The following is a 24,618-nucleotide window of genomic DNA, read 5'->3' on the forward strand; positions in this document are numbered from 1 at the left end:
TTATATAATTATAGTAAGTTAAATTATTCAGAGTAAGGTGGATTTTGCTGACCTCTTAATAAAGGATTTGCATTAATGATATCTGAATTTAATGGATATAAAATACGACCCATATTAAGATCAGAATCATAAGCTACTGCACCTACTCTACCTTGAAGAATTGGATTCATTACAGACCTCAAATAATCGTATCCAGTACTTGTAAAATCATACATTCTACCAATTCTGCATAAGTCAAACCATCTCTTACCTTCACCAATAAATTCTAACTGGCGTTCAGCTAAAATTGTTCTTTGAATAGCTATACCTACTTGTTCATCTGAACCTGTATAATCAGATCTTTGTGCTTGTACTGTAAATCCAACTCTTGCTCTTATTGCATTTAAGATGGTTAATGCTTCAGTAAAACGATTCAATCTTGCTAGAGCTTCTGCTCTAAGCAACATTACATCAGCAAATCTATAAATAGGAAGTTTAACACTACAATCATTGTTATTAACGTAAGTGAAAGTGTTTGTAACAGGGTTAATAGCCATAAACTTACCATATTGTTCGTTTAGTAAATCATACTGAACTAGATTGGGTGATTGTAAAGTATCGATAGACAACCATAATCTAGCATCTGCTTTTCTTCCATTAATTTGTCTGGTATAATAAGTTGAAACAACGCCAGGTCTTATCCTATAATTACTTGTATTACTTCTCGAGCCAAGCCTTGCACAAACGCCAACACCTTGATTATTTCTTTCAGCAGAATTCCAAAATAAATTAAAGATAGTTTCTGTTGATAATTCTGGATCTACAAATATGGTTTTCCACTGTGCTGGTGTAGATATATAAGAATATCCAGTCACATTTGCAGAAGCGTCAACAGCAGCTTGATACTCTTGAAACCACATATGAACATCCGTTTTTAAAGCAAAAACCGCTGCTCTTTGGATGTAATACTTATTTGGAGTATTTCCTATGCTCAATAAAGATTTATCTATATCAGATAATATTTGCTTTTTCAAAGAATCAATAGGAGCTCTTGGATAATAAAGCTGTTGATCTGGCCTTGTTACTACCTCATTAACAATAGGAACACGACCCCAAACTCTTAAAGCATAGAAGTACATTAAGCCTCTTAAAGCATAAGCTTGTCCTAATTGATCTCTGTATTGAGGTGATGCATTATCAAGATTACGATCTATTAATCCCGGGAATACCTCTATAGCCATATTACATAGAGAGATTGTTCTATATAAGTCAGACCAATTCGTAACTGCGTTTAAGTCATTATCATTAGCTGCTAAAGCATTATTAACTAATTTAGCTTGAGCAGTACCAGTTCCTTCAGGTTCAACATTATCAGATCTAACTTCGCCCCAATCAAAATAATTAGTTCTCAAGGTAGTTTGCATAGAATTATAAATACCTGCCATAAAAGCATTGGCATCATTTCTATTTTGAAAAAACTGCTCTGGCTCTATTGATGATATAGGATCCTTTTCTATAACATTACAGCCAATAGTACCTCCAGTTATTAAGGCAGCTAATAAAAGGAATATATAATTTATCTTTTTCATAATATCAATTAAAATGTTGCATTAAGACCAAATCCAAACTCTCTTCTCTTTGGAAATCTACCATTATCGTTACCCGGCTCAAGAACATTTCTTTGGCCAACCTCAGGATCAAAACCTGAATAACTAGTCCATGTAGCTAAATTATTGCTAAATGCGAACAAGGTTAAGTTCTTACTAAATACTACTTTAGAGTATTTCTGTGGTAACTGATAGGTTAATCTTACAGTTTGTAAACGAATAAATGAACCCTCCTCTAAGAAGTAACTATTACCTGGGCGAGAGTTATTTAAAGCATTATTTCTTTGATAAACGTCAGTAACTTGACCAGGATATTTCCAAATATTAGAAATAACATAAGGGAAAGGTGTTACGTTAACCGAACTAAACTGAGCATTACTTCTTGCTAAGCTGTTGTAGATTTTGTTTCCAAAACTTCCGAATACAAATACAGAAATACCAAACTGCTTGTAATTAAAGCTATTGTTAAGACCTAATGTTAATTTAGGAATACCTGAACCTAGAATTTGTCTATCCTCAATACTAATATTTTCGTTATAAACACCATTTGCGTCTGGTAAATTCTCCCAAATTACATCTCCTGCCCTTGCAATAGCACCATCTGTTCTTAATTGCGTAACAACTCCTGTATATGGAGTACCATTAGGAAGAGTATAACCAGTTAAAACAGGTTGAAAATCTCTACCAAAGATCACATTACCTTGTGCATCTCTTTGGAACTGAGGAACAAGTCTTGTTCTGAAATCTTCAGTATAAGCATTAGACTCATTATAAGCATAAACACCTAAAGCTTTGTATCCAAAAAATCTACCTGCTTCTTCGCCTTCTCTAACAATATAAAGGTTGTTTAAAACTACTTCTTCACCAGGTAAATCAGTAATTACGTTTTTGTTATACCCAAGGTTTAAAGTAGTATTTAATGAAATCTTTTTAGAAGTATTTCTGATTGGGAAACCAGATAATTGAACCTCTAAACCTCTGTTTCTGATTGTACCAGCATTTAAGAATACGTTATCGGGTCTTCCAAGCTCTCCTGGAAGATCTCTAGCCGTATCAGAAATTAAATCTTTAGTAATTCTTTGGTAATAAGAAGCCTCCATAGAAAGTCTTCCTCCAAAGAATATTAAATCTAAACCTATATCTGATTGCGTTTGTTCTTCCCAACGGATATTAGGGTTACCTAATAATGGATTGGTAACTACACCACTAACACCATTATAAAAGTAATTACCAAATACAAGTTGATTTCTAGATGCAAAGTCTCCTAAATTCTCTGTTCCCTGCTTACCCCAGGTTGCTCTAAATTTAGCATCAGTTAAGAATTTTTTAGACCAGCCCATGAATTTTTCATCACTAAATCTCCAAGCAGCTGAAAAAGCTGGGAAATTACCCCATACATTTTCTCTACCAAAGCGAGAAGAAGCATCTCTTCTTAAAACTGCATTAAATAAGTATCTTTTTTTATAGTCATAGTTTACCCTAGTCCAGAAACCTAATAAACCATTAGTAGTTCCTAATGAGTTTGTACTTCCAGGATTAAATAAAGCTACAGCATTTAAAGTATTTACACTTTCTGTAACAAAGTTTGTTCCTGCAACAGATACCGTTCTGGTAAGAGAATTATCTAATGAAGAAGCTATTTGTGCTGTTACAGTATGATCTTTATTAAATGTTTTGGTGTATCTAAGAATCGCATTAGCTTGTAGACGAGTAGTTCTACCTAAACTCTCGCTAGCACTACCAACACCTGAAGTATTCAAGAAACCCGAAATAAAGGTTCTATTTTGATTGAAGTTTAATGTTGCAGAACCATCTAAATGTAATTGAAGAGCATTATTGAAATTGTATTCAAATATCTGACCTAAAATACCATTATATCTAGCTCTTTGATTTCCTCTTAACCTAGCTTCTTCAATTGGATGCTTACGACCTCCATTATCAAAAATAGGTCTTCCATCTGGTAAATATAAAGCTTGAGAAGCTGGTCTTTGTGCCGTTTGTGATAATACCTGGCCATCATTAATTAAATTAGCATCGGTATAACCAAATGTTAATCTTGTAGCAAATAATATCTTCTTACTTGGCTTATAATCAATATTTGTTCTAAAAGTAGCTCTTTGTTCCTGAGAAGCTAGGATGATACCTTTGTTATCAAGATACTGAATACCTGTGAAATATCTTAAATTTTCATTACCTCCACTGATGTTGATGTCATATTGACCTCTTACACCTGTTTGAGTAATTAAATCTTGATAATCAAAATCATTATTACGACCGTATGCTGTTGAGTCATTTCTTACTGGATACAAGCCAAAACGAGTAGGTAAAGTACCTTGATCAAAAATTTCTCTTTCCAGACGGTTAGCTTGAGGTAACTTACGAGCTAAATTACTGTAACTATTTGTGTAAGAGAACCTAACTTGAGGCTTACCAGATTCACCTTGTTTGGTGGTTATCAAAATAACGCCATTTGCAGACCTAGCACCATAAACAGCAGCCGATGCAGCATCTTTTAAGATTTCAATAGATTTGATATCATTAGGACTTATACCATTGATATTATCAACTAAGATACCGTCAACTACATAAATAGGAAGACCTCCTTCAGGAGAAATAGACGATACACCACGTATATTGATTGATGATTCATCTCCGGGAGCGCCAGAATCTGTTGCTACACGTATACCTGCAGCAGCACCCTGTAATACATCAAAAATATTTACTGGTACACGCTCTTCAATAGTTTTAGCATCAACAGAGCTAATTGCACCGGTGTTATCTCTTTTAGTTTGTGTTCCAAAGCCAATAACAACAACTTCATCTAACCTACTGATATCCTCCTTTAAGGTTACATTGATAGCCGTTCTTTTATTAACTGCTATCTCCTGAGAAACAAAACCCAGATACTTTAGTTGTAAAACACCAGTCGCTGGTGCATTAAGCTTAAATTGACCATTTTCGTTGGTCATGGTACCTGAGGTAGTTCCTTTAACAGTTACTGCTACACCGGGTAAAGGTAATCCACCTTCATCTTTGATGACCCCAGATACACTAATAGTTTGTGCATAAGCGCTGGCTACCATTAAAGGTATTACCAACAAGCATAGCACTAACTTTTTTTGAAAAATTAACTTTTGGAAAAAGTCTAGTAGTACTCTTTTTTTCATTTTATTGATTTATAGATTGATTAATTGGTTTTAATTTTTAATGATTCTTTAATCGATGAAGAGATAAAACAGCGATGTTTAATCTTCCGTGATTTAACTTGCATAGTAATAAAATAGTAATGGTCTTTGGTTTACAATAAAGGATAGTGTTAACTTCCTATTTGGGTTAACTTCTATTTACAACCCCTTTATTCAAATATCGAATAAATAAAATGCAGATATATATGGCAGATTGGCAAAAGAATATCTCATATTAACATAAACCTTTATGCCAATAGGAGATAATTTTTAAGAAGATAGTGTAGGAAGCCACCAATAAGTGGCTTTATGAGGATGAAAAGTAAAGTCTTACAGCTGCTTAATACTGGGTTAACTCGCCTCTTATAGAAGTACGCAGTCTACGCAATAAACGGTCTTTTGGATAGTTTCTTCCTAGTAAATACATCAATTTGGTAACGGCTGCTTCAAAGGTCATATCGTAACCGTTAACAACGCCCATTTTCAATAATTCGCTACTTGTTTCATAGCGTCCCATTTCTACTGAGCCTACTTTACATTGTGAAATGTCTAGGATAATTTTTCCGTTTTTGATGGCATTGTCCAACCTATCTAAAAACCATTTTGCTGTTGTGGTGTTACCTGCGCCAAAGCTCTCCATAATGATTGCTTCTGCATCGGAGTTTAAAACGGCGTCTACTATTTGTGGGCTTATCCCTGGGTACAACTTCAATACCCCTATGTTGTTATTTACATTAGAATGTACTTTTAAAATGCAATTTTCGCACTTTCCAATAGCAGCATCATTATATTTAATATGTACACCAGCTTCTACTAAAACAGGATAATTAGGTGATCTAAAAGCTTCGAATTTGGCAGAGTTATACTTGAAGGTTCTATTACCTCTAAAAAGTTTATTCTCGAAATAGATACACACTTCTGGAACCCGAGCTTTACCATCTGGTAACTTGGCCGATGCAATTTCTAAAGCGGTAATGAAGTTCTCCTTAGCATCTGTTCTTACTTCAGATATAGGAAGTTGCGAGCCTGTAAAAATAACTGGCTTAGTTAAGCCTTCTAGCATAAAGCTTAAAGCTGATGCAGAGAAAGCCATCGTATCAGACCCATGAAGAATTAAAAAACCATCATGGTCATCATAATTATCTTCAATTAATTTTGCTAGAAATGCCCAAATTTCGGGCGTCATATCTGAAGAATCTATGATAGGATTAAAGGAATGAACGGTTAATTGATAATCCATTCTTTTTAACTCGGGAACATTCTCAATAATTTGTTCAAAAGTAAATGGCTTGAGAGCGCCTGTTGCCGGATCGGTTATCATACCAATAGTACCGCCGGTGTATATGACAAAAATTTTGGTCATCAGGTTGATTTTAATTTTGAACGTTAATGGTTACAAAGAAAAAGAAATAGTTCTTATACACCAAAGATTTCTACGGAATTAGCCGTTGTAATTTCTGCAAGCTCTTCTATTGAAATCTGATGTAAATCTGCTACTTTTTGCGCAACATGAATCATATAGGCACTCTCATTAGGCTTTCCTCTAAATGGTACCGGAGCCAAATAAGGTGCATCGGTTTCTAAAACGATATGCTTTAGATTTATTTGCTTTACCACTTCATCTAAACCAGACTTTTTATAGGTTACAACACCACCTATCCCTAAGAAAAAACCTAAAGAGATTACTTCTTTAGCTTGTTCTAAGTTTCCGCTAAAACAATGAAATATTCCTCTTAGCTTTTCGTCTTTCATTTCATGAAGTATGGCTAACACCTCATCAAAGGCATCACGACAGTGAATAACAATAGGTAAATCTAAATCTTTAGCCCATTGAATTTGCTGCTTAAATGCTTCTTGTTGTATACGAAGTGTGGTTTTATCCCAATATAAATCTATACCTATTTCACCAATAGCATAAATTTTTGCATCATGTAGATAAGATTTTATTTTACTTAATTCATCCTCAAAGTCAATTTTAACATCGCAAGGATGCAAACCCAGCATAGGGAAACAATTTGCTGGATAGTGTTTACATAAATCAAAAATCATAGGAACAGATTCATGATCTACATTAGGTAAAAACAACCTACTCACATGGTTATTGAAACAGTTATCTATTAACTGCTTTCTCTTTTCTATATCCTGCTCATAATAAATATGAGTATGGGTATCTGTTAATATCATTTCTAAAAATTACTTTCTTTATCTTTTAAAAAGGAACATAACAAAAACCCTTTCTAAAATTAGAAAGGGTTTTTGCTTTTTATTTTTTCGGCGCTTCCGGCGAAACCGGCGTTGCTACACCTTTACCCGGTACAACGTTAACCAATTCTATTTCAAACACTAAAGGAGTGAAAGGACCAATCATGCCACCTTGCATTCCTTGCTCTCCGTAAGCTAATGAAGAAGGAATCAATAAAACTGATTTACCACCTTTTTTCATTTTTAAAACACCTTCATCAAAACCTGGTATCACATTACCTTGACCAATTACTAAGTTTAATGTAGTATAAGGCTCTCTTCCTGGATTGTAAATGTTATTCTTTTTAGCAACTTCTGGTAAGCTAGTATCAAATACTTTACCTGAAACCAATTTACCTGTATAGTTTACCATTACGCTATCACCTGGTTTTGGTTGTACACCTGTACCTTCTGTTAAAGTAGCTACTTGTAAACCTGAAGGGTATTTTTGCGCTTTTAAGCTGTTGTCTTTGATGTATTTATCTAATTTAGGAGTTTCTGCTTTTTTAGCTCTATCACCTTCTGCTTTAAAGAAAGCCTCAATTTTAGATTGGAACTCTTGCTCTTTAGTAGTATCCTTTTTAATTACATCTTCAATTTTTACGGTGTAGATGATGTATTTTCCTTTGATACCTTGTGGTCGTGGCTGACCTTTTTTCTCAGCAGAATCAATATCTACTTTAATGGTAGCACTATCACCTTTGGTTAATTTCATAACAGCGGTAAATAAATCGCCATCATACATAGGTTTTGGCACAAAGGTTTGAGATGCTCTATCCATTTCATAAGAATTGTATAAAACAGAATCGCCATCGGTTTTTGCAATAATATTTAAGCTGATAAAATCTCCTTCTTTGATTGAATCTCCTTCAACATCTTCATGAATTTTATAAAGTAAGCCTGATGCACCTTTCTTAAATCCACCGTTACAAGCTGCGAATCCTAACGCTGCTATACTTAAAATCAATAATCCTTTTTTCATTAATTTAATTTTGTTTAATGAGGCAATTTTGCCCTTTACTATTTTATAATCGTTTATCTGTTTTTAATGATTCAATATATAAAAAAATCGATGCCAAATATAAACTTATGTTTCTTATAGTAGCAATAGCTTTTTATATTCAGGCAATATACTTTTAAATTTTTGTACTACCTGCTCTAGGCTTTCTTCAGAATGGCCACCTGCAGCATTTCTATGCCCTCCGCCATCAAAATATTTTTTACAAATTTCATTTGCTGGAAAATCTCCGGTAGAACGTAAAGATAGCTTTACCCTATCTGATCTTTCTACAATAAATGCAGCTAATTTTATTCCGTTTATTGATAAAGCATAATTAACTATTCCTTCTGTTTCGCCGGTTTGAATATCAAATTTGGCAATATCACTTTTAGAAACACTAATTAAAGCTGTATTGTATTCTCTAAAAACTTCTAATTTATTGCTTAAGCAATAACCCAAGAATTTTAAACGCCCTTCTGTAGCATTATCATATACTTGCTGATGAATTCTCCAGTTTTCTGCTCCTGCATCAATCAAATCTGCAACTATACGGTGTAAGCCTGATGTTACGGTAGGAAATCTAAATGAGCCAGAATCTGTCATGATACCTGTATATAAACAAGTAGCTACATCTTTATTGATGTATTGCTTCTCGTCTAACTCATTTACAATAAAATCATAAACCAATTGGGCGGTAGCACAAGCGCCAATATTCCAATAACGATAATCATCAAAACCCTCTGGCTCTAAGTGATGATCTATCATGATTTTAATTGCTGATGATTTTCTCACCTCATCTCCTAATTCATTGATACGAGATAAAGCATTAAAATCAAGGCAAAAGATAAGCTCAGCATCGGCTACTAATTTTTTGCTTTCTTCTTGCTTTTCTGTAAAAATAATAACCTCTGGATTATTAGGTAGCCATTGTAAAAAGTACGGATAATCTGTTGGGGAAACTACTTTAACAAAGTGTCCTTTTTGGATTAAATAGTTATACAAACCTAATGAAGAGCCCATGGCATCTCCGTCTGGTTTGTGGTGAGTAGTAATTACAATACGTCTAGGCTCAGCAAGCAGCGCTTTAATAGCGGTTATATCAATCATCCAAAAATCTAATAATTGCGAAGTTACATAATTACCAACAAATTAAAGAGCTATAGCTTTTACATTAAGATTTTAAACGTATTTTTGCGGTCAAATTCAAAACAAATATGGCTACTAACAGAACTTTTACAATGATTAAGCCCGATGCCGTTGCAAACGGACATATTGGTGCTATTTTGAATGATATTACATCTGCCGGATTTAAAATTATTGCATTGAAATATACCCGTTTAAGCGAAGAGCTTGCTGGTAAATTTTACGAAATCCATAAAGAGCGTCCTTTCTACAAAGATTTAGTTGATTTTATGTCTTCTGGACCTATTGTAGCTGCTATCCTTGAAAAAGATAATGCTGTAGAAGATTTTAGAAAATTAATTGGCGCTACAGACCCAACTAAAGCAGAGCCAGGAACTATCCGTAACAAATACGCAAAATCTATTGATGCAAACGCAGTACACGGATCTGATTCTGATGATAACGCTTTAATTGAAGGTAATTTCTTCTTTAACGCTTCAGAGAGATTTTAATTAAAATAAAACTCCTAAAAAAGAGCTTTGGGATCATTCTAAAGCTCTTTTTTTTTATAAATCATTTCTTTAAAGCTTTGGAATTAAACAGATTATATCTTAAAGAAAAAGCTTGTTGACTATCAATTACACCATCTACAAAATGTAAAGAACAAATAAATTTACCTTGGATATTCTTAAACATAATAGGTGTAAAACCAATATCTAAACGGTCATAAACATCAGAGGTATAAAACTTATCCCCATTAATTAAGAAATGACCTTGACCTGCGTAAAAGGTATTTTGTATATCAAACTTTTTGTAAGCTGCATACACATTGCTGATAAAACCTTTTGGTATTTCTATACCTGTTAAACCTCTGGTTCTTTCTATAGAAGCCATTGCTCCTGCTGAAATTGTTAAAGAATCAAGAAATAGAGGTTTGCCTAAATCTAAACCCAATTGTACCAAAACAGCTCCATTGTCTTGCAGATATTGGTCGGTAGGTGGCATTTTAGAAAAAGCATTATGGAACATGTAAGCATGATGCGATACAAAAAATTTACCCGGTTGGTACTTTCCAGAAAAACCAAATAAAAATGCCTCTCTGTTCTCATTGGTTTGCTTACTTGTCCAATCTATCCAGATATTTTGTTTAAACTTTGCTGTTTCATACTTTACTAGCATACCCTCTATATTGGGTCTGAAGTAATTTAAGGTATCGTTTAAAAGAATACGCGGATAATCATCCAACAAATTAACCCTTGGGAAAGCACCTAAATAAAAATCCCAAGCTTTCTTTTGGTATTGATAATAGATTACCGGGTCTGCTTTTTCTATAAACTCTGATGAACCAAATTCATGAAACAAGTTTACCCCTACCCTTAAACGATGTGTGCTATCTAATAAAACACCAATTTCTGGAGAAAACCGAGCACCAAATATCGTTTGAGATAAACGCCCTGATTTTGCATACTCTCTATTATCTGCAAAACCGTGGAAATTAAAATTCGTCTCTAATTGCTGTGTAAAGCCACTTAAAGAGCTTAAGAGAAGAACAGAAACGATTAAATACTTTTTGATACTCATAAATTTGCTCACTAAAAAAGAAAACCTCTGGAGATTATTCCCAGAGGTTTCTTTAATTTATGGAAGAGGCTTAAATGCCTAATAATAATCTTGCTGGGTCTTCTAAAAGTTGCTTAACTCTTACTAAGAAACCTACAGACTCACGTCCATCAATAATACGATGGTCATAAGATAAAGCAACGTACATAATGGGTCTGATAACCACTTGTCCGTTTTCTGCAACTGGTCTTTCAACAATATTATGCATACCTAATATTGCCGATTGTGGCGCATTAATAATAGGCGTAGATAACATAGAACCAAAAATACCACCATTGGTAATAGTGAAATTACCACCTGTCATTTCCTCAATAGTGAGTTTGTTTTCTCTTGCTTTTGTAGCTAAGCTGATAACTTCTTTCTCTATCTGAGCTAAAGACATTTTATCTGCATTTCTGATGATGGGTACAACCAAACCTTTAGGCGCAGAAACTGCGATAGAAACATCAGCAAAATCGCTGTAAACAATTTCATCGCCATCTATTTTAGCACCTACCGCAGGAAAATCTTTTAATGCTTCTGTAACAGCTTTGGTAAAGAAAGACATAAAACCTAAGCCAACGCCATGTTTCTCTTTAAACTGATCTTTATATTTTTTTCTAAGCTCCATTACCGGTGCCATATTAACTTCGTTAAAAGTAGTTAACATAGCTGTTTCATTTTTAACTGAAACTAAACGTTTAGCAATGGTTTTTCTTAGCGAACTCATTTTCTCACGACGTTCTACTCTATCGCCAGATGTAGTTGTACTTGGCTGACTAGTAGCAGCTGCCTTTGCCGGAGCGCTTGCTGGTTTAGCTGCTTGTGCGTTATGAGCATCCTCTTTTGTGATTCTGCCGCCAACACCAGTTCCGCTTACTGCACTAGGGCTGATGCCTTTTTCTGCTAAAATTTTAGCTGCTGCCGGAGAAGGTGTTTTATCTGCATAAGAAGCTCCTTCAGCTTTCGCTGAGCTAGCCGCTGGTGCTGCTGCCGGTGTAGAAGAAACAGTTTTTGCAGAAACACCTGCTGAACCACTAATTGATGCTACTAAAGCGCCAATCTCTAATACATCGCCTTCTTTAGCTATAGTTTTTAAAATCCCTGCACTTTCTGCTGGTAGTTCAAATGTGGCTTTATCAGATTCTAATTCTGCAATTACCTCATCCATAGCCACTTCATCACCATCTGCTTTTAACCATTTGGTTAAAGTAACTTCTGCAATTGACTCTCCAACTGCCGGAACTTTTACTTCTACAACACCACCACCTGTTGAAGCTGGCGCAGCTGCCGGAGCCGCTTCTTCTTTAGCAACTTCAACAGAAGCCGCTTCTTTAGCCGGAGCAGAAGCTGAACCTTCTATTTTACAAACTAAAGCACCAATTTCTAAGGTATCGCCTTCTTTAGCAATCGTTTTTAATACTCCTGCACCCTCTGCAGTAAGCTCAAATGTAGCTTTATCTGATTCCAGTTCTGCAATAACTTCATCCATTTCTACATGATCTCCATCAGATTTGATCCATCTGGAAAGGATCACTTCAGTTATAGATTCGCCTACTGCAGGCACTTTAATTTCTAAGCTCATAAATACGCTATTATATATTTTGATATATGATTAATCTACTTTAGCAGTTTTAGCGGTCGACGCTTTTTTTACTACTTCTTTAACTTGCTCTGTATTTTTTATCTCGAAAGCCTTAGCTACAATAGCAGCTTGCTCTGCTAAGTGTAATTTAGCGAAACCTGTTGCAGGGCTGCTGCTAGGTTTCCTAGAAATTACATCAAAATCAAATTTAGATTTTCTAAACACTCTGCTGATGAATGGCCAAGCTCCCATGTTTTCCGGTTCTTCTTGCACCCAAACAAACTCGGCATTGCTATATTTCTCTCTAATTTTATCTAACTGCGCAAAAGGAGTAGGATACATTTGCTCTAATCTTACTACGGCAATATCCTTACTGTTTAATTTTTCTTTCTCCTCTTGTAAATCGTAGAAGATTTTACCTGTACAAATTAAAACACGCTTAACTTCTTTAGCTTTTGCTGTTGCATCATCTATAACTTCTTGGAATTTACTATTTGTAAAATCTTCTAAAGGAGAAACACATTTAGGGAATCTTAACAAACTCTTAGGTGTAAATACTACTAAAGGCTTGCGAATTTCTCTTTTTAACTGGCGACGTAATACATGGAAGAATTGAGCTGGTGTTGTACAGTTTACAACGCTCATGTTATACTCGGCGCAAAGCTCTAAGAAACGCTCTACCCTTGCAGAAGAGTGTTCTGGACCTTGACCTTCGTAACCATGTGGCAATAACATGACCAAACCATTAGCTCTTTGCCATTTGGTTTCTGCTGATGAAATATACTGGTCAATAATAATTTGCGCACCATTAAAGAAATCTCCAAATTGTGCCTCCCAAATGGTTAAAGCATAAGGATTAGCCATGGCATAACCATACTCAAAACCTAATACACCATATTCTGAAAGGTGAGAGTTATATATCTCAAAAGGAGCTTGTTTTTCTGATACTTGAGTTAAAGGAGTGTATTCTTCTTCAGAATCTTCTACTTTAACTACCGCATGACGGTGAGAGAAAGTACCTCTTTCAACATCTTGGCCGCTTATTCTTACTCGGTTACCTTCATTAACTAAAGAACCGTAAGCCATTAACTCGCCCATAGCCCAATCAAAAACTTGGGTTTCTTCAACCATTTTCTTACGCTCTTTAAACAAGCGGTCTACTTTTGATAAGAATTTCTTATCAGTTGGTAAATCGGTAATTTTAGAAGCTATTTTTAAGAAAGTGTCTTTATCTACACTTGTATCAGGAGATGATGCAAAATCTTCTTCTTTAGAGAATCTTACTTCTGTCCATGCACCAGAGAAAACTGGATTGATTGGAGCACCTTCATCTTCTTTTGATTCATTTAACCTTTCTTGTAAAAGATCTCTGAATTCTTTATCCATTTGCTTTGCCAAATTGGCATCAACAGCCCCAGAAACTTTAAGTTTTTCAAGATAAATCTCTCTAGGGTTTGGATGCTTCTCTATGGTTTTATAAAGTAATGGCTGCGTGAATCTTGGCTCATCAGACTCGTTATGTCCATATCTTCTGTAGCATAAAATATCTATAAATACATCGTTATGGAAACGCTGACGATATTCCATCGCCATATTGATAGCATAAACTACTGCCTCAGGATCATCACCATTAACGTGAAATACTGGCGATAACGTAACTTTTGCAATATCTGTACAGTAAGTTGATGAACGAGCATCTTTAAAGTTAGTGGTAAAACCTACTTGGTTATTGATAACCAAATGGATAGTACCGCCTGTTTTATAAGCATCTAACTTTGCCATTTGTAAAACCTCGTAAACCAAACCTTGACCGGCTACAGAGGCATCACCATGTATCAAAATAGGAGCAATTTTTTTATAATCGCTACCGTATTTCATATCCATTTTAGATCTTGATAGACCTTCTACAATAGCGCCAACAGTTTCTAAGTGAGAAGGGTTAGGACAAAGGCTTAAATGAACTTTATTATTGTTAGACGTTTCTACATCGGTAGAAAAACCCATGTGGTACTTAACATCCCCACCAAAAGGTAAATCTTTATTGTATTTACCATCAAACTCAGAGAAAATGTCTTTATAAGTTTTACCCATAATATTGGCTAAAACATTTAAACGACCACGGTGAGCCATTCCAATAACAAATTCCTGAATACCTAAATCGGCACCTTTTTCTATAACAGAATCTAAAGCTGGTATTAAAGATTCTGCACCTTCTAAAGAAAAACGTTTCTGGCCTAAGAATTTAGTACCTAAGAAACTTTCAAAAACTACCGCTTGATTAAGTTTTTGTAAAATTCTTTTTTTCTTATCGGTATCAAAATTAGGAAGGTTACGACTAGATTCCATACGCTCCTCAAACCATTTAAATTTGATAGGATTACGCATGTATCTGTACTCAACACCTATAGATTGGCAATAGGTATCTTCTAATAATTGATAGATGTCTCTCAGTTTTGCAGGGCCTAAACCAACCTCTACACCTGCATTAAATACGGTATCTAAATCAGCATCTGTAAAACCAAAAGTTTCTATTCCCTTACCAGGATAATATTTTCTTCTTTCTCTTACTGGGTTTGTTTTGGTAAACAAATGGCCTCTTGTACGATAGCCATTAATCATGTTTAAAACATTAATTTCTTTTAATACATGATCTGGTGTTGAATTTACAGATACGTTTTCGGTGTTGCTACCGTCTGCTGCCTGCTGACCAAAATCAAATCCTTCGAAAAATTTCTGCCAGCCAAAATCTACTGATTGAGGATCTTCTTTATATGATTGATAAAGGGAATCTATATAGGCCGAATCTGCGTTACTTAGGTATGAAAAACTATCCATTAAAAACTAATTCTTTATAAGGGGCAAAAGTAAAAAATAGGTTTGTAAACCACTAATTTAAAGGCTTAAATATTCAAATAATTATTTGAAATTAAGAAGCTATGCTCATATTTAACTTTTCTATGATACTTGCAAACTCTCTAATATTTTTCACAATAATAATTTTCTCTGCCTTATTGGTCTCTTGATTAGTGATTAAACTGCCTGTAAGGATTAAAGGCGTTGTACCAATAGCGGTTTTAATTTTGGAAATTGCATCATCTACATCAGTATCTGTGTTTAATACAGTTAAAACCGACAAAACGAAATCGGGTTCGTAGTAGTTTACAACTTCTGTAAGACTCTCGTAAGGAAGGTTTTGCCCTAAGTATAAAACATGGTGACCATTGCTTCTTAGCATGTATTGCGCAAACAGCAAACCTACCTGATGATGCTCATTAGGGGGTAAAAATAATATGTATCTTTTACCTTGTTTATTTGTTTTTTTATTGAATTGGGTAGTACAATAAATGATTTTCTGTTCTATTTTATGAGTAGCAAAGTGCTCATGGGCCGGATTAATGGTGCCAACCTGCCACATAAAACCTACTTTTCTTAAAAAAGGGAAAACGATTTCGGCTACAGCAGTTTCCATTCCCATCTCTCTTATACAGGTACTTAAAATTTCATCAAACTCATCATCATCCATTTTTAACATGGCGTTAGACAACATTTGAACCTGAATATTAGTATTGTAATGGTTTTCTTTAAGTGAGGCAACCAGTAAATTGATTTCTTCACTATTCATTTTAGAAATCTTACTGATTTTATAGCCATTCTCATTTAATGTGGCGATGTTTAAGAACATGCACAAATCCTGATCATCGTAATAACGGATATTTGTTTCTGTACGTTTTGGCGTAAAGAAATTATAACGCTGTTCCCATACCCTGATGGTATGGGCTTTTATACCAGTTAAGTTCTCAATATCACTAATAGAAAATCTTTTCACCTTACCTGTTTTATAGCTACTCCTGCTTTAGAGTTATTGCAGTAACAAGCTAATGTTAAATTTGTTTAAAGAAATACAAATTTACAAGCTGTTTAGACTTTCCAAATATTTTTTTGCTTGTTCTGTGATTTTTTCTTTCTCTTCGGGCTCAATTTTTTCCAAAAGCTTATACATCATAGCTACTCGCTGATTGTTTTTTAGCTTTTCTTCATGCTCCATATAAAAGTTCCAATACAAGCTATTGAATGGACAAGCTTTACTACCATGTCTCTTCCCCTTATCGTAAAAACAACTTTTGCAGTAATTACTCATCTTATCAATATAATTGGCTGATGATACATAAGGTTTACTACCCACAATTCCTCCGTCTGCAAATTGGCTCATCCCTCTGGTATTGGTAATTTGAACCCATTCAACAGCATCAGCATAAGTACCTAAAAACCAATAATCAACTTCAGTTGGATGTATACCTGCCAACAAGGTGAAATTTCCAATCACCATTAAACGCTGTATATGATGGGCATAAGCATTTTCTAAAGAATTAGATATGCAGTGTTTTAGGCAATTCATTTTTACTTTTCCATCCCAAAACCATTGCGGTAATGTGCCAGAATAATTGAAGAAGTTTTTTTCTTTGAAAGCAGGCATTTCTACCCAATATATCCCCCTCATATACTCTCGCCACCCTATAACCTGTCTTGTAAAACCTTCTACTTGAGCTATAGTAATACTATGTTGGTGCAACTCCCAATACTTAATAACCTGTTGTACAACCTCGCTGGGGCTGATGATTTTTAAATTGAGTACAAAAGATAATCTGGAGTGGAAAAGTGTTACATGCTCTTTTAGCATAGCATCTTCATAAGTACCAAAAGCTGGCAAAAGTTCCTCGCAAAAATAATCTAATAGGGCAAAAGCTTCCTGCCTACCAACCGGATAATCAAATTCCTTTTTGTTGATTTCTCCCATATAGGGAACTTCCATTTTGTCTAGTACAGCCACCAACTCGGTTACATCTCTTTTGAAAAGTAATGGTTCTTTTAATGAAGTTTTGCCATCATATTTTTTCCTATTCTCCGCATCAAAATTCCATTGGCCTCCTATGGGATTTAGCTGGCTATCTACCAATATTTGGTGCTTCTTACGCATATAACGGTAGAAATTTTCCATCAGGTATTGCTTCTTTCCCCTAAAAAAATCTCTGACCTCATTTCTTGAAGTTAGGAAGTGGTGGGTATCGTAAACTTTGCTTTCTTTAAAGTCTTTTTGAATTTCTTTTAACGTTTCGTCTAGTCTTAATTCATCTGGTAATTGGTATTCTAACTTTTTAATATTGAGCTTTTGCTTAAGCCAAAGTAGGTTTTCTTTAAAATCTTGCTGATTTTCTGTGCTATCCAGATAAAAGTAAATGACATGATGCCCTTGTTGTTTAAGGCTTAAGGCGAAATGCCTCATATTAAGGAAGAAGCCAATAATTTTTTGGATATGATGCTTCACATATAATTGTTCTGGCATAATTTCCATCATCACATAAGTGACATCCTTTTGCTTATCAGCAAACCAAGGATGTTGCAAATTGAGTTGATCTCCTAAAATTAACCTTAAGGTTTTAGACATGTAAAGTCAACATGGAAAATGCAATTTGGTTTTGCATTATTTTATTGAAGTTAGAACAGGCGGATGATTAAATCTAAATTATTGATTTACGGTATTTTTTAGGCAAAATTCAGATTAAAGAATGACTCCTATCTTAATCGGGATGAGATGAAATAAGTAGGAATTGCTTCGCTTCATTCACAAGGAACAAGCTCATCAATAATTCAATCACATATAATTTTCATGTACAATTTCTGAGCTACGTTCAGAAAGTTCTGGTAGCCATAGCTTTACGTATTCGCCTTTGGGGTCGTATTCTTTAGCTTGCTTTGGAATGTTGAAGTACCTATCCTCTCTAGGGTCATTACCTACACCTGCAACATAAGCCCAATTTCCCCAATTACTTGCAGGACTATAATCTACCAGTTTCTCTTCAAAATAGGCCGCTCCCCAAGTCCAGTTTACGTTTAAGTCTTTCACTAAATAAGAAGCTACATTTTGTCTTCCTCTATTACTCATGAACCCTGTTAAGTTCAATTCTCTCATATTAGCGTCTACGAAAGGAACTCCGGTTTTACCGGCTTTCCATTTCTCAAAAAGCTCTTCTTGGTTAGGTGCTAAATCCTGAGATTTCCCCTTCACCCCTTCTTGAATAAAGTATTGTGTGCCATGTTTTTTAAACATGAAACGGAAATAATCTCTCCAAAGCAATTCAAAAATTAGCCAATAAGTAGAATCATTAGCCCCACGTTCTTTCTCATATTTTTTTACTTCCCAATAAACTTCTCTAGGCGAAACGCACCCAGCAGCCAACCAAGGAGATAGTTTAGAACTATAATCGGCACCTATTAAGCCATTTCTGGTGATTTTATATTGCTTTAGAAAATCGGTCTCCCACAAATAATAGTTTAACCTTTTTAAGCCTTCAGTTTCGCCACCTATAAAATTTATAGCTCTGCGTTGATCTGGCTGAAACTCTTCAAAACCTAAATCTTGAAGCGTAGGAATCTCCGTTTGTTCTAAATGAAGAGGAACTACAATTTTTTCTGGCGTAGCAAATACAGAACGTATTTGCCCTTCTTTTTCTGCTTTTTTCCTGAATTTGGTAAATACATCAGGAATATCTTTTATAGGAAAAGGTAAATCTTCTTTGTGATATAAAGTATGGCCAATAAAATGCTTCAGGTTGGTTTGGCTTTTCCATAGCGCATCTTCAACTAAAGAAGAAATTTTAGTTTCCTCAGAAGCTACCTCTCTATGGTGATAAACCTCATCTACTTGATGTTTTTTAACTATTTCTGGAAGTATTTCTTCCGGTAAACCGGTATACACCATTAAGTCTCCACCTAATTTTTGTAACGAAAGTCTTAAATCTGTAACGCTTTCAATGGTAAACTGAGCTCTAAAAACACCGGTTTTTTGTGTTTGATAAACAGACTGCGTGTAATAACGAGTATCAAAAATATAGACAGGAAGAATTTTGGCACCTTTTAAAGTAGCTTCAAGCAATATTTCATTGTCATGAATACGTAGATCATTCCTGAACCAAACTAATATCGTTTTACCACTCATATCAAGGTTTATAATTTAAAATGCCTGCAATTTGGTTATTATTTCATATTTCGGCAACATTCTGAGCAATATTTTACTTCTTCCCAACATTTTTCCCACTTTTTACGCCAAGAGAAAGGCTTATGGCAAGAAATACAAAGCTTTGATGGTAAATGAGCCTTACTAATAACTTTACCGCTTTTGTTCTTCATGATGTTTAAACAATAAAATACTTCGGATGTTTAAAACATAATGAAACAAGATTTTAAACACTTTAGTCAAGTAGATATTGATAGAATTATAGAGATGGCCTGGGAAGACCGCACTCCTTTTGAAGCTATAGCTTATCAGTTTAAACTATCAGAACAAGAGGTGATTAGGCTAATGAGAAGAGAGCTCAAACCGTCAAGCTGGAGACTTTGGAGAGAGCGAGCTCACCAGGTTTCTATCAAACATCAAAAGAAAAGAGAGCAAGACGTAAGCCGCTTTAAATGTTCATTGCAACGTCAAATTACGTTAAACAAAATCTCTAAGCGATAATCTATCGTACATTTGTTTAAGAAATATCTATAAAAGTTAAACAAAACTACATCCTTGATGTTAAACTTACAATGAAACAGAAAATAGCCGTTTACAGAAAAGAACATTTTAATGCCGCACACAGACTTCATAACCCTTTGTGGAGTGATGAAGAAAACAAAAAAGTTTTTGGCAAGTGTAATAATCCCAGCTTCCACGGCCATAATTATGAACTTATCGTAAAAGTTATAGGCTACACCGATGAGCAAACAGGTTATTTGGTAGATATGAAAATCTTATCAGACATTATCCAAGAGCATGTTGTAGAAAAATTTGACCATAAGAACCTCAATTTAGATGTGGCAGAGTTTAAAGACTTAAACCCTACTGCAGAAAATATTGCCATGGTAATTTGGAATATACTAAGAGCGCAAATAGACAATGCGCTAGATCTTTATGTTACACTTTTTGAAACTGAAAGAAACTATGTTGAGTACCCAGCTTAAACCACTAAAAAAAGATTTACTAACCCATTTTGAGGAGTTAGGCGATGAACATATTGGCACTTCTTACGATACACCGCTAAGAGACGATGCCTTTGATTTAGATGATGATGTTAAAATAGACCAGATTGCCCATCATTTTAAGCATATTATGGATATTTTAGGTCTTGATCTTACTGATGATAGCCTAAGAGGTACTCCGCAAAGAGTAGCTAAAATGTATGTGAAAGAAATTTTCAAAGGTTTAAATCCGGCTAATAAGCCTGATATGAAGCTGTTTGATAATAAATACCAGTACAATCAAATGCTGGTAGAAAAAAATATCACTTTATACAGCAATTGCGAGCATCATTTTGTACCTATTATAGGTAGAGCACATGTAGCTTACATTAGCAATGGTAAAGTAATTGGCTTATCAAAGCTTAACAGAATTGTTCAATATTATGCGCAAAGACCGCAAGTACAAGAACGCTTAACCATGCAAATTGCTAACGAGCTAAAGCAAGCTTTAGGTACAGAAGATGTAGCTGTTGTTATTGATGCTACACACTTATGTGTTTCATCTAGAGGGATTAAAGATGTGCAAAGTTCAACAGTTACTGCAGAATACGGTGGTAAGTTTTTGGATATTGATACCCGTAATGAATTTTTAAAACACATAGGATAACATGAATTATTTAGTAATTGGCGGCAGTACAGGTATAGGTTTAGCATTAGTTGAAAAGCTAATTGCTGATGGGCATGATGTTATTGCTGTTTCTAGGCACAGAGGAGAACTACCTTTAGAAGCAAAATTTATTGAATTAGATATTTTAGGTGATGTTGCTGTTTTAAAAGATCATTTACCAGAAACTATTCATGGTTTAGCTTATTGCCCAGGCACTATTAATTTGAAGCCATTTTCTAGACTTACAGCAGACGATTTTAGAAAAGATTACGAAGTAAATGTTATTGGCGCTGTAAAAGTTATTCAGCAAGTTTTGCCACAACTTAAGGCATCTAAACAAGCTAGTATTTTAATGTTTAGCACTGTAGCTGCCAAAGCAGGGATGGGTTTCCATGCATCTATAGCAGCTGCTAAAAGCGCTATTGAAGGTTTAACCGTTTCTTTGGCGGCAGAATTTGCAGCTTCAAACATAAGGGTTAATACTTTAGCGCCTTCTTTAACAGATACGCCTTTAGCTGCTAGCTTACTGGCTACACCAGAAAGAAGAGAAGCTTCGGAGAAAAGGCATCCTTTAGGAAGAGTTGGTACCGCAGAAGAACTTGCAGAAGCTGCTTATTTCTTGCTATCAGAAAAAAGCTCTTGGATAACCGGGCAGGTTATAGGTATAGATGGTGGAATGTCTACTTTAAAATCATTTTAAGATGAAGCATCTCACTTCAGAGCAAATTACAGAACTCCCATCCAGATATCGTACTACATTTATGAATAGTATTTCTGGGTTTAAGAGTTTACAAATGGTTGCTACCAAAAGTAAAACTACAGGTGCAACCAATATTGCTTTGTTTAACTCTATTTTTCATATTGGCGCCAACCCAGCATATATTGGCATGGTAGTAAGACCAGATGGACCAGAGCATGAAACTTTAAAAAACATCAGCGAAAGCGGATTTTATACCCTTAATAATGTAAAAGAAGAGTTTTATAAAGCGGCGCACCAAACAAGCGCTAGGTATAAAGCAGGCGAATCTGAATTTGCTGCCTGTGGTTTTTTGGAAGAGTATCTAGAAGGTTTTGATGCTCCTTTTGTTAAAGAATCATCGGTTAAATTGGGCTTAAAGCTCAAAGAGATTATACCTATTACGCTAAATAATACCCGTATTGTAATTGGTGAAGTACTACATGTTTGTGTTGATGAAAATTTAATTTCGGCAGATGGTTATATAAACCTAGCAGCAACAAATACGGTAACAGTAGCTGGTTTAGATGCTTACCACAGCACACAATTATTAGCCAGATTAAGCTATGCACAACCAGAAAAACATCCGGAAGAAATAAACGTTTAAGAATTAATTAATCTTGAAGATGATGGAAAATAAAATCTCAGAAAAAAAGCCAAAAGCAATAGGTACCAAAGAAAAAATTCAGAACGCTTATATAGAATACCTATTAACCGAGGGTAAGCAGCCTGCATCGGTTTTTATTTTTGCGAAGAAGAATAAAATGGCCGAGGAAGAATTTTATAAATTTTATGCCTCTTTTAGCGCTATAGAAGCTGATATCTGGAATGATTTATTTTCTAAAACCATAGCCGAGATTAAAAGTCAAGAAGTTTGGGAACAATACTCGGCCAGAGAAAAAGCCCTTTCTTTCTTCTACAGTTTTTTTGAACTTTTAAAAAGCAAAAGAAGTTATGCTTCGCATAGCATAAGAAGCTTCAAAAAAGGTCTTAAAACACCTATAGCATTAAGTTTTGCCAAAGAAACTTTTAATGAATTTAGCACTCAAATTATACAAGAGGGTATAGAAAGCGGCGAGTTATCAGAAAGAAAGTTTATAAGCGATAAATATGTGGATGCGCTTTGGTTACAAGTAGCCTTCTTATTAAACTTCTGGACCAAAGATCAATCTGCAGGTTTTGAAAAAACCGATGAAGCTATAGAAAAAGGTATTAACGTAACTTTTGATTTATTCCAGCGCTCTCCTATTGATAATTTATTTGAATACGGAAAGTTTTTAGCACAACATGCAGGTATTAAAATGGCTTTTTAACTAAATATTAAGGTGCAAGGATTAAGGAGCAAGGAATAAGGATTAAGGAGCAAGGATTAAGGAGCAAGGATTAAGGATTAAAGAGCAAGGAATAAGGATTAAGGAGCAAGGATTAAGGAGCAAGGAATAAGGATTAAAGAGCAAGGAATAAGGATTAAGGAGCAAGGATTAAAGATTGAAAAATAAAGGATGGATTTGAGAATTAAAACCATAGAATCTTGTATCATCTAATCTATATACCCACATATAAAAATGAAAGAGCAAAACAGTATTCCATCTAGTAAAGTAGCCCGTTCTGCAAAATTTGTAGGCACAGGTATAAAAATAGGTGGTAATTATATCAAGCATTATTCTAAAAAACTTTTCAACCCAGATTTAAGTAAGGATGAATTGAATGAGGATAATGCAAGCGACATCTACAACTCTTTAAGTCAGCTTAAAGGTAGTGCTTTAAAAGTTGCACAAATGCTTAGCATGGATAAAAACATCCTGCCAAAGGCTTATGTAGACAAGTTTTCTTTATCGCAATACAATGCGCCACCTTTAAGCGGACCATTGATTGTACAATCTTTCAGAAAGCATTTTGGTAAAACGCCAGAAAAAATATACGATACTTTCAATTTAAAATCAACCAATGCAGCATCTATTGGGCAGGTGCACCAGGCAACATTAAATGGAAAAAAATTGGCTGTAAAAATCCAATATCCGGGTGTTGGCAGCTCTATTTCGTCAGATTTAAAATTGGTAAAACCTTTCGCCTTTAGGTTGTTAGGCATGAGCGAAAAAGAGCTTGATATCTACATGAAAGAAGTTGAAGAGCGTTTGGTAGAAGAAACAGATTATGAATTAGAAGTAAAACGCTCTTTACAGTTTTCTAACGCTTGCGCTGATATTCCTAATTTGGTTTTCCCGGCATACTATCCAGAACTATCTGGCCCAAGAATTATTACCATGGATTGGATAGAGGGCTTACACCTCAAAGAGTTTTTACAAACCAACCCTAGTCAGGAATTAAGAAACCAAATTGGCCAAGCACTTTGGGATTTTTATAATTTTCAACAACATGAATTAAGAGCGGTACATGCCGACCCTCATCCGGGTAATTTCTTAATTACCCCAGAAGGTAAACTAGGTATTATTGATTTTGGATGTATTAAAGAAATTCCAGATGACTTTTACTATCCTTTTTTCTCTACTACATCAACAGAATTATTAAATAATAAAGAAGAAACTATTAAAGCTTTTAGGCTTTTAGAGATGATTTTACCAAAAGATAACGCTCAGCAAATAGAGTTCTATTATCAAAATTATAAAGAGATGATTACCCTTTTTGCAGAACCTTATATGACTGGCGAATTTGATTTTGGGCAAACCCATTTCTTTGATGCTTTATATACTTTTGGCGAGAAAATAGCTAAAATGCCTGAGTTTAAGCAGGCTCGTGGTGTAAAACATTTCATTTATGTTAACCGCACCAATTTTGGCTTGTACAATATTTTACACGAGTTAAAAGCAAATATCAGAACAGATACTTACAGGCCACATGTACAATTGGCTTACTAAGGCAATAAACAAAAAAGCTCTGGCGA

21 protein-coding genes are annotated in these 24,618 nt (G+C 34.8%); 8 read left to right on the forward strand and 13 right to left on the reverse strand.

All coding sequences use genetic code 11. The annotated features are described in order from the left end of the window. Positions 1-23: 23 nt before the first annotated feature. The 6 genes from FYC62_RS11030 to FYC62_RS11055 form a co-directional block, all read right to left on the reverse strand. Positions 24-1,568, reverse strand: coding sequence for a RagB/SusD family nutrient uptake outer membrane protein (locus FYC62_RS11030; protein WP_149074955.1), 1,545 nt, complete (start codon positions 1,566-1,568; stop codon positions 24-26). Between the two features lie 8 nt (positions 1,569-1,576). Further along, positions 1,577-4,753, reverse strand: a complete 3,177-nt coding sequence (locus FYC62_RS11035; protein WP_149074956.1) for a SusC/RagA family TonB-linked outer membrane protein — start codon at positions 4,751-4,753, stop codon at positions 1,577-1,579. 358 nt (positions 4,754-5,111) lie between these two features. Then, positions 5,112-6,134, reverse strand: a complete 1,023-nt coding sequence (locus FYC62_RS11040; RefSeq protein ID WP_039451085.1) for an asparaginase — start codon at positions 6,132-6,134, stop codon at positions 5,112-5,114. Positions 6,135-6,187: 53 nt separating this feature from the next. Further along, complete coding sequence (locus FYC62_RS11045) at positions 6,188-6,955, reverse strand: TatD family hydrolase (protein WP_149074957.1); 768 nt, start codon at positions 6,953-6,955, stop codon at positions 6,188-6,190. A gap of 79 nt (positions 6,956-7,034) precedes the next feature. Next, on the reverse strand, positions 7,035-7,994 hold the full coding sequence (locus tag FYC62_RS11050) for an FKBP-type peptidyl-prolyl cis-trans isomerase (RefSeq protein WP_149074958.1): 960 nt from the start codon (positions 7,992-7,994) through the stop codon (positions 7,035-7,037). A gap of 114 nt (positions 7,995-8,108) precedes the next feature. Next, positions 8,109-9,119 (reverse strand): DHH family phosphoesterase, encoded by a 1,011-nt coding sequence (locus tag FYC62_RS11055; protein WP_149074959.1) that lies wholly within the window; start codon positions 9,117-9,119, stop codon positions 8,109-8,111. A gap of 107 nt (positions 9,120-9,226) precedes the next feature. Here FYC62_RS11055 and FYC62_RS11060 point away from each other — a divergent pair, with 107 nt between their 5' ends. Then, the gene (locus FYC62_RS11060) at positions 9,227-9,646 is read left to right on the forward strand and encodes a nucleoside-diphosphate kinase (RefSeq protein ID WP_149074960.1); all 420 of its coding nucleotides are present in this window, start codon (positions 9,227-9,229) and stop codon (positions 9,644-9,646) included. Between the two features lie 61 nt (positions 9,647-9,707). Here the strand turns inward: FYC62_RS11060 and FYC62_RS11065 are convergent, their stop codons facing one another. The 7 genes from FYC62_RS11065 to FYC62_RS11095 all read right to left on the reverse strand — a co-directional run bounded on the left by FYC62_RS11065 (position 9,708) and on the right by FYC62_RS11095 (position 19,503). Next, positions 9,708-10,715: a hypothetical protein gene (locus FYC62_RS11065; protein ID WP_149074961.1), complete on the reverse strand. Its 1,008-nt coding sequence runs from the start codon at positions 10,713-10,715 to the stop codon at positions 9,708-9,710. Between the two features lie 70 nt (positions 10,716-10,785). Continuing rightward, positions 10,786-12,318, reverse strand: coding sequence for a 2-oxoglutarate dehydrogenase complex dihydrolipoyllysine-residue succinyltransferase (gene odhB / locus FYC62_RS11070; RefSeq protein ID WP_149074962.1), 1,533 nt, complete (start codon positions 12,316-12,318; stop codon positions 10,786-10,788). Between the two features lie 30 nt (positions 12,319-12,348). Continuing rightward, the gene (locus tag FYC62_RS11075) at positions 12,349-15,153 is read right to left on the reverse strand and encodes a 2-oxoglutarate dehydrogenase E1 component (RefSeq protein WP_149074963.1); all 2,805 of its coding nucleotides are present in this window, start codon (positions 15,151-15,153) and stop codon (positions 12,349-12,351) included. 91 nt (positions 15,154-15,244) lie between these two features. Further along, positions 15,245-16,144 carry a MerR family transcriptional regulator gene (locus FYC62_RS11080; protein ID WP_039451106.1) on the reverse strand — a complete coding sequence of 300 codons (900 nt, stop codon included), beginning with the start codon at positions 16,142-16,144 and terminating at the stop codon, positions 15,245-15,247. 81 nt (positions 16,145-16,225) lie between these two features. Beyond that, the gene (locus tag FYC62_RS11085; protein ID WP_149074964.1) at positions 16,226-17,761 is read right to left on the reverse strand and encodes a cryptochrome/photolyase family protein; all 1,536 of its coding nucleotides are present in this window, start codon (positions 17,759-17,761) and stop codon (positions 16,226-16,228) included. A gap of 207 nt (positions 17,762-17,968) precedes the next feature. After that, complete coding sequence (locus tag FYC62_RS11090) at positions 17,969-19,312, reverse strand: DASH family cryptochrome (protein ID WP_149074965.1); 1,344 nt, start codon at positions 19,310-19,312, stop codon at positions 17,969-17,971. 38 nt (positions 19,313-19,350) lie between these two features. Next, complete coding sequence (locus FYC62_RS11095; protein ID WP_149074966.1) at positions 19,351-19,503, reverse strand: DUF2256 domain-containing protein; 153 nt, start codon at positions 19,501-19,503, stop codon at positions 19,351-19,353. 40 nt (positions 19,504-19,543) lie between these two features. Here FYC62_RS11095 and FYC62_RS11100 point away from each other — a divergent pair, with 40 nt between their 5' ends. From FYC62_RS11100 to FYC62_RS11130, 7 genes are all read left to right on the forward strand, one after another. Next, positions 19,544-19,831: a TIGR03643 family protein gene (locus FYC62_RS11100; RefSeq protein WP_039451111.1), complete on the forward strand. Its 288-nt coding sequence runs from the start codon at positions 19,544-19,546 to the stop codon at positions 19,829-19,831. A 71-nt stretch (positions 19,832-19,902) separates the two neighbouring features. Continuing rightward, the gene (locus FYC62_RS11105; RefSeq protein WP_149074967.1) at positions 19,903-20,316 is read left to right on the forward strand and encodes a 6-pyruvoyl trahydropterin synthase family protein; all 414 of its coding nucleotides are present in this window, start codon (positions 19,903-19,905) and stop codon (positions 20,314-20,316) included. After that, complete coding sequence (gene folE / locus FYC62_RS11110; protein WP_052176859.1) at positions 20,297-20,980, forward strand: GTP cyclohydrolase I FolE; 684 nt, start codon at positions 20,297-20,299, stop codon at positions 20,978-20,980. The genes FYC62_RS11105 and folE overlap by 20 nt, the downstream gene beginning before the upstream one ends. Before the next feature lies 1 nt (position 20,981). Next, on the forward strand, positions 20,982-21,680 hold the full coding sequence (locus FYC62_RS11115) for an SDR family NAD(P)-dependent oxidoreductase (RefSeq protein WP_149074968.1): 699 nt from the start codon (positions 20,982-20,984) through the stop codon (positions 21,678-21,680). 1 nt (position 21,681) lies between these two features. Continuing rightward, complete coding sequence (locus FYC62_RS11120; protein ID WP_039451119.1) at positions 21,682-22,323, forward strand: flavin reductase family protein; 642 nt, start codon at positions 21,682-21,684, stop codon at positions 22,321-22,323. A 19-nt stretch (positions 22,324-22,342) separates the two neighbouring features. Continuing rightward, positions 22,343-23,029, forward strand: coding sequence for a TetR family transcriptional regulator C-terminal domain-containing protein (locus FYC62_RS11125; protein WP_317131488.1), 687 nt, complete (start codon positions 22,343-22,345; stop codon positions 23,027-23,029). A 252-nt stretch (positions 23,030-23,281) separates the two neighbouring features. Continuing rightward, the gene (locus FYC62_RS11130; RefSeq protein ID WP_039451123.1) at positions 23,282-24,592 is read left to right on the forward strand and encodes an ABC1 kinase family protein; all 1,311 of its coding nucleotides are present in this window, start codon (positions 23,282-23,284) and stop codon (positions 24,590-24,592) included. Positions 24,593-24,618 lie beyond the last annotated feature (26 nt).

The sequence above is a fragment of the Pedobacter aquae genome (assembly GCF_008195825.1).
Classification (GTDB): Bacteria; Bacteroidota; Bacteroidia; order Sphingobacteriales; family Sphingobacteriaceae; genus Pseudopedobacter; species Pseudopedobacter aquae.

Bases quoted from the DNA above. Each gene is read 5' to 3' on its own strand.
- FYC62_RS11120 (WP_039451119.1), top strand. From the start codon at position 21,682: ATGAAGCATCTCACTTCAGAGCAAATTACAGAACTCCCATCCAGATAT.
- FYC62_RS11035 (WP_149074956.1), bottom strand. From the start codon at position 4,753: ATGAAAAAAAGAGTACTACTAGACTTTTTCCAAAAGTTAATTTTTCAA.
- FYC62_RS11125 (WP_317131488.1), top strand. From the start codon at position 22,343: ATGATGGAAAATAAAATCTCAGAAAAAAAGCCAAAAGCAATAGGTACC.
- FYC62_RS11050 (WP_149074958.1), bottom strand. From the start codon at position 7,994: ATGAAAAAAGGATTATTGATTTTAAGTATAGCAGCGTTAGGATTCGCA.
- FYC62_RS11130 (WP_039451123.1), top strand. From the start codon at position 23,282: ATGAAAGAGCAAAACAGTATTCCATCTAGTAAAGTAGCCCGTTCTGCA.
- FYC62_RS11095 (WP_149074966.1), bottom strand. From the start codon at position 19,503: ATGAAGAACAAAAGCGGTAAAGTTATTAGTAAGGCTCATTTACCATCA.
- FYC62_RS11085 (WP_149074964.1), bottom strand. From the start codon at position 17,761: ATGTCTAAAACCTTAAGGTTAATTTTAGGAGATCAACTCAATTTGCAA.
- FYC62_RS11075 (WP_149074963.1), bottom strand. From the start codon at position 15,153: ATGGATAGTTTTTCATACCTAAGTAACGCAGATTCGGCCTATATAGAT.
- odhB (WP_149074962.1), bottom strand. From the start codon at position 12,318: ATGAGCTTAGAAATTAAAGTGCCTGCAGTAGGCGAATCTATAACTGAA.
- FYC62_RS11030 (WP_149074955.1), bottom strand. From the start codon at position 1,568: ATGAAAAAGATAAATTATATATTCCTTTTATTAGCTGCCTTAATAACT.
- FYC62_RS11065 (WP_149074961.1), bottom strand. From the start codon at position 10,715: ATGAGTATCAAAAAGTATTTAATCGTTTCTGTTCTTCTCTTAAGCTCT.
- FYC62_RS11055 (WP_149074959.1), bottom strand. From the start codon at position 9,119: ATGATTGATATAACCGCTATTAAAGCGCTGCTTGCTGAGCCTAGACGT.
- FYC62_RS11100 (WP_039451111.1), top strand. From the start codon at position 19,544: ATGAAACAAGATTTTAAACACTTTAGTCAAGTAGATATTGATAGAATT.
- folE (WP_052176859.1), top strand. From the start codon at position 20,297: ATGTTGAGTACCCAGCTTAAACCACTAAAAAAAGATTTACTAACCCAT.
- FYC62_RS11040 (WP_039451085.1), bottom strand. From the start codon at position 6,134: ATGACCAAAATTTTTGTCATATACACCGGCGGTACTATTGGTATGATA.
- FYC62_RS11045 (WP_149074957.1), bottom strand. From the start codon at position 6,955: ATGATATTAACAGATACCCATACTCATATTTATTATGAGCAGGATATA.
- FYC62_RS11090 (WP_149074965.1), bottom strand. From the start codon at position 19,312: ATGAGTGGTAAAACGATATTAGTTTGGTTCAGGAATGATCTACGTATT.
- FYC62_RS11115 (WP_149074968.1), top strand. From the start codon at position 20,982: ATGAATTATTTAGTAATTGGCGGCAGTACAGGTATAGGTTTAGCATTA.
- FYC62_RS11060 (WP_149074960.1), top strand. From the start codon at position 9,227: ATGGCTACTAACAGAACTTTTACAATGATTAAGCCCGATGCCGTTGCA.
- FYC62_RS11105 (WP_149074967.1), top strand. From the start codon at position 19,903: ATGAAACAGAAAATAGCCGTTTACAGAAAAGAACATTTTAATGCCGCA.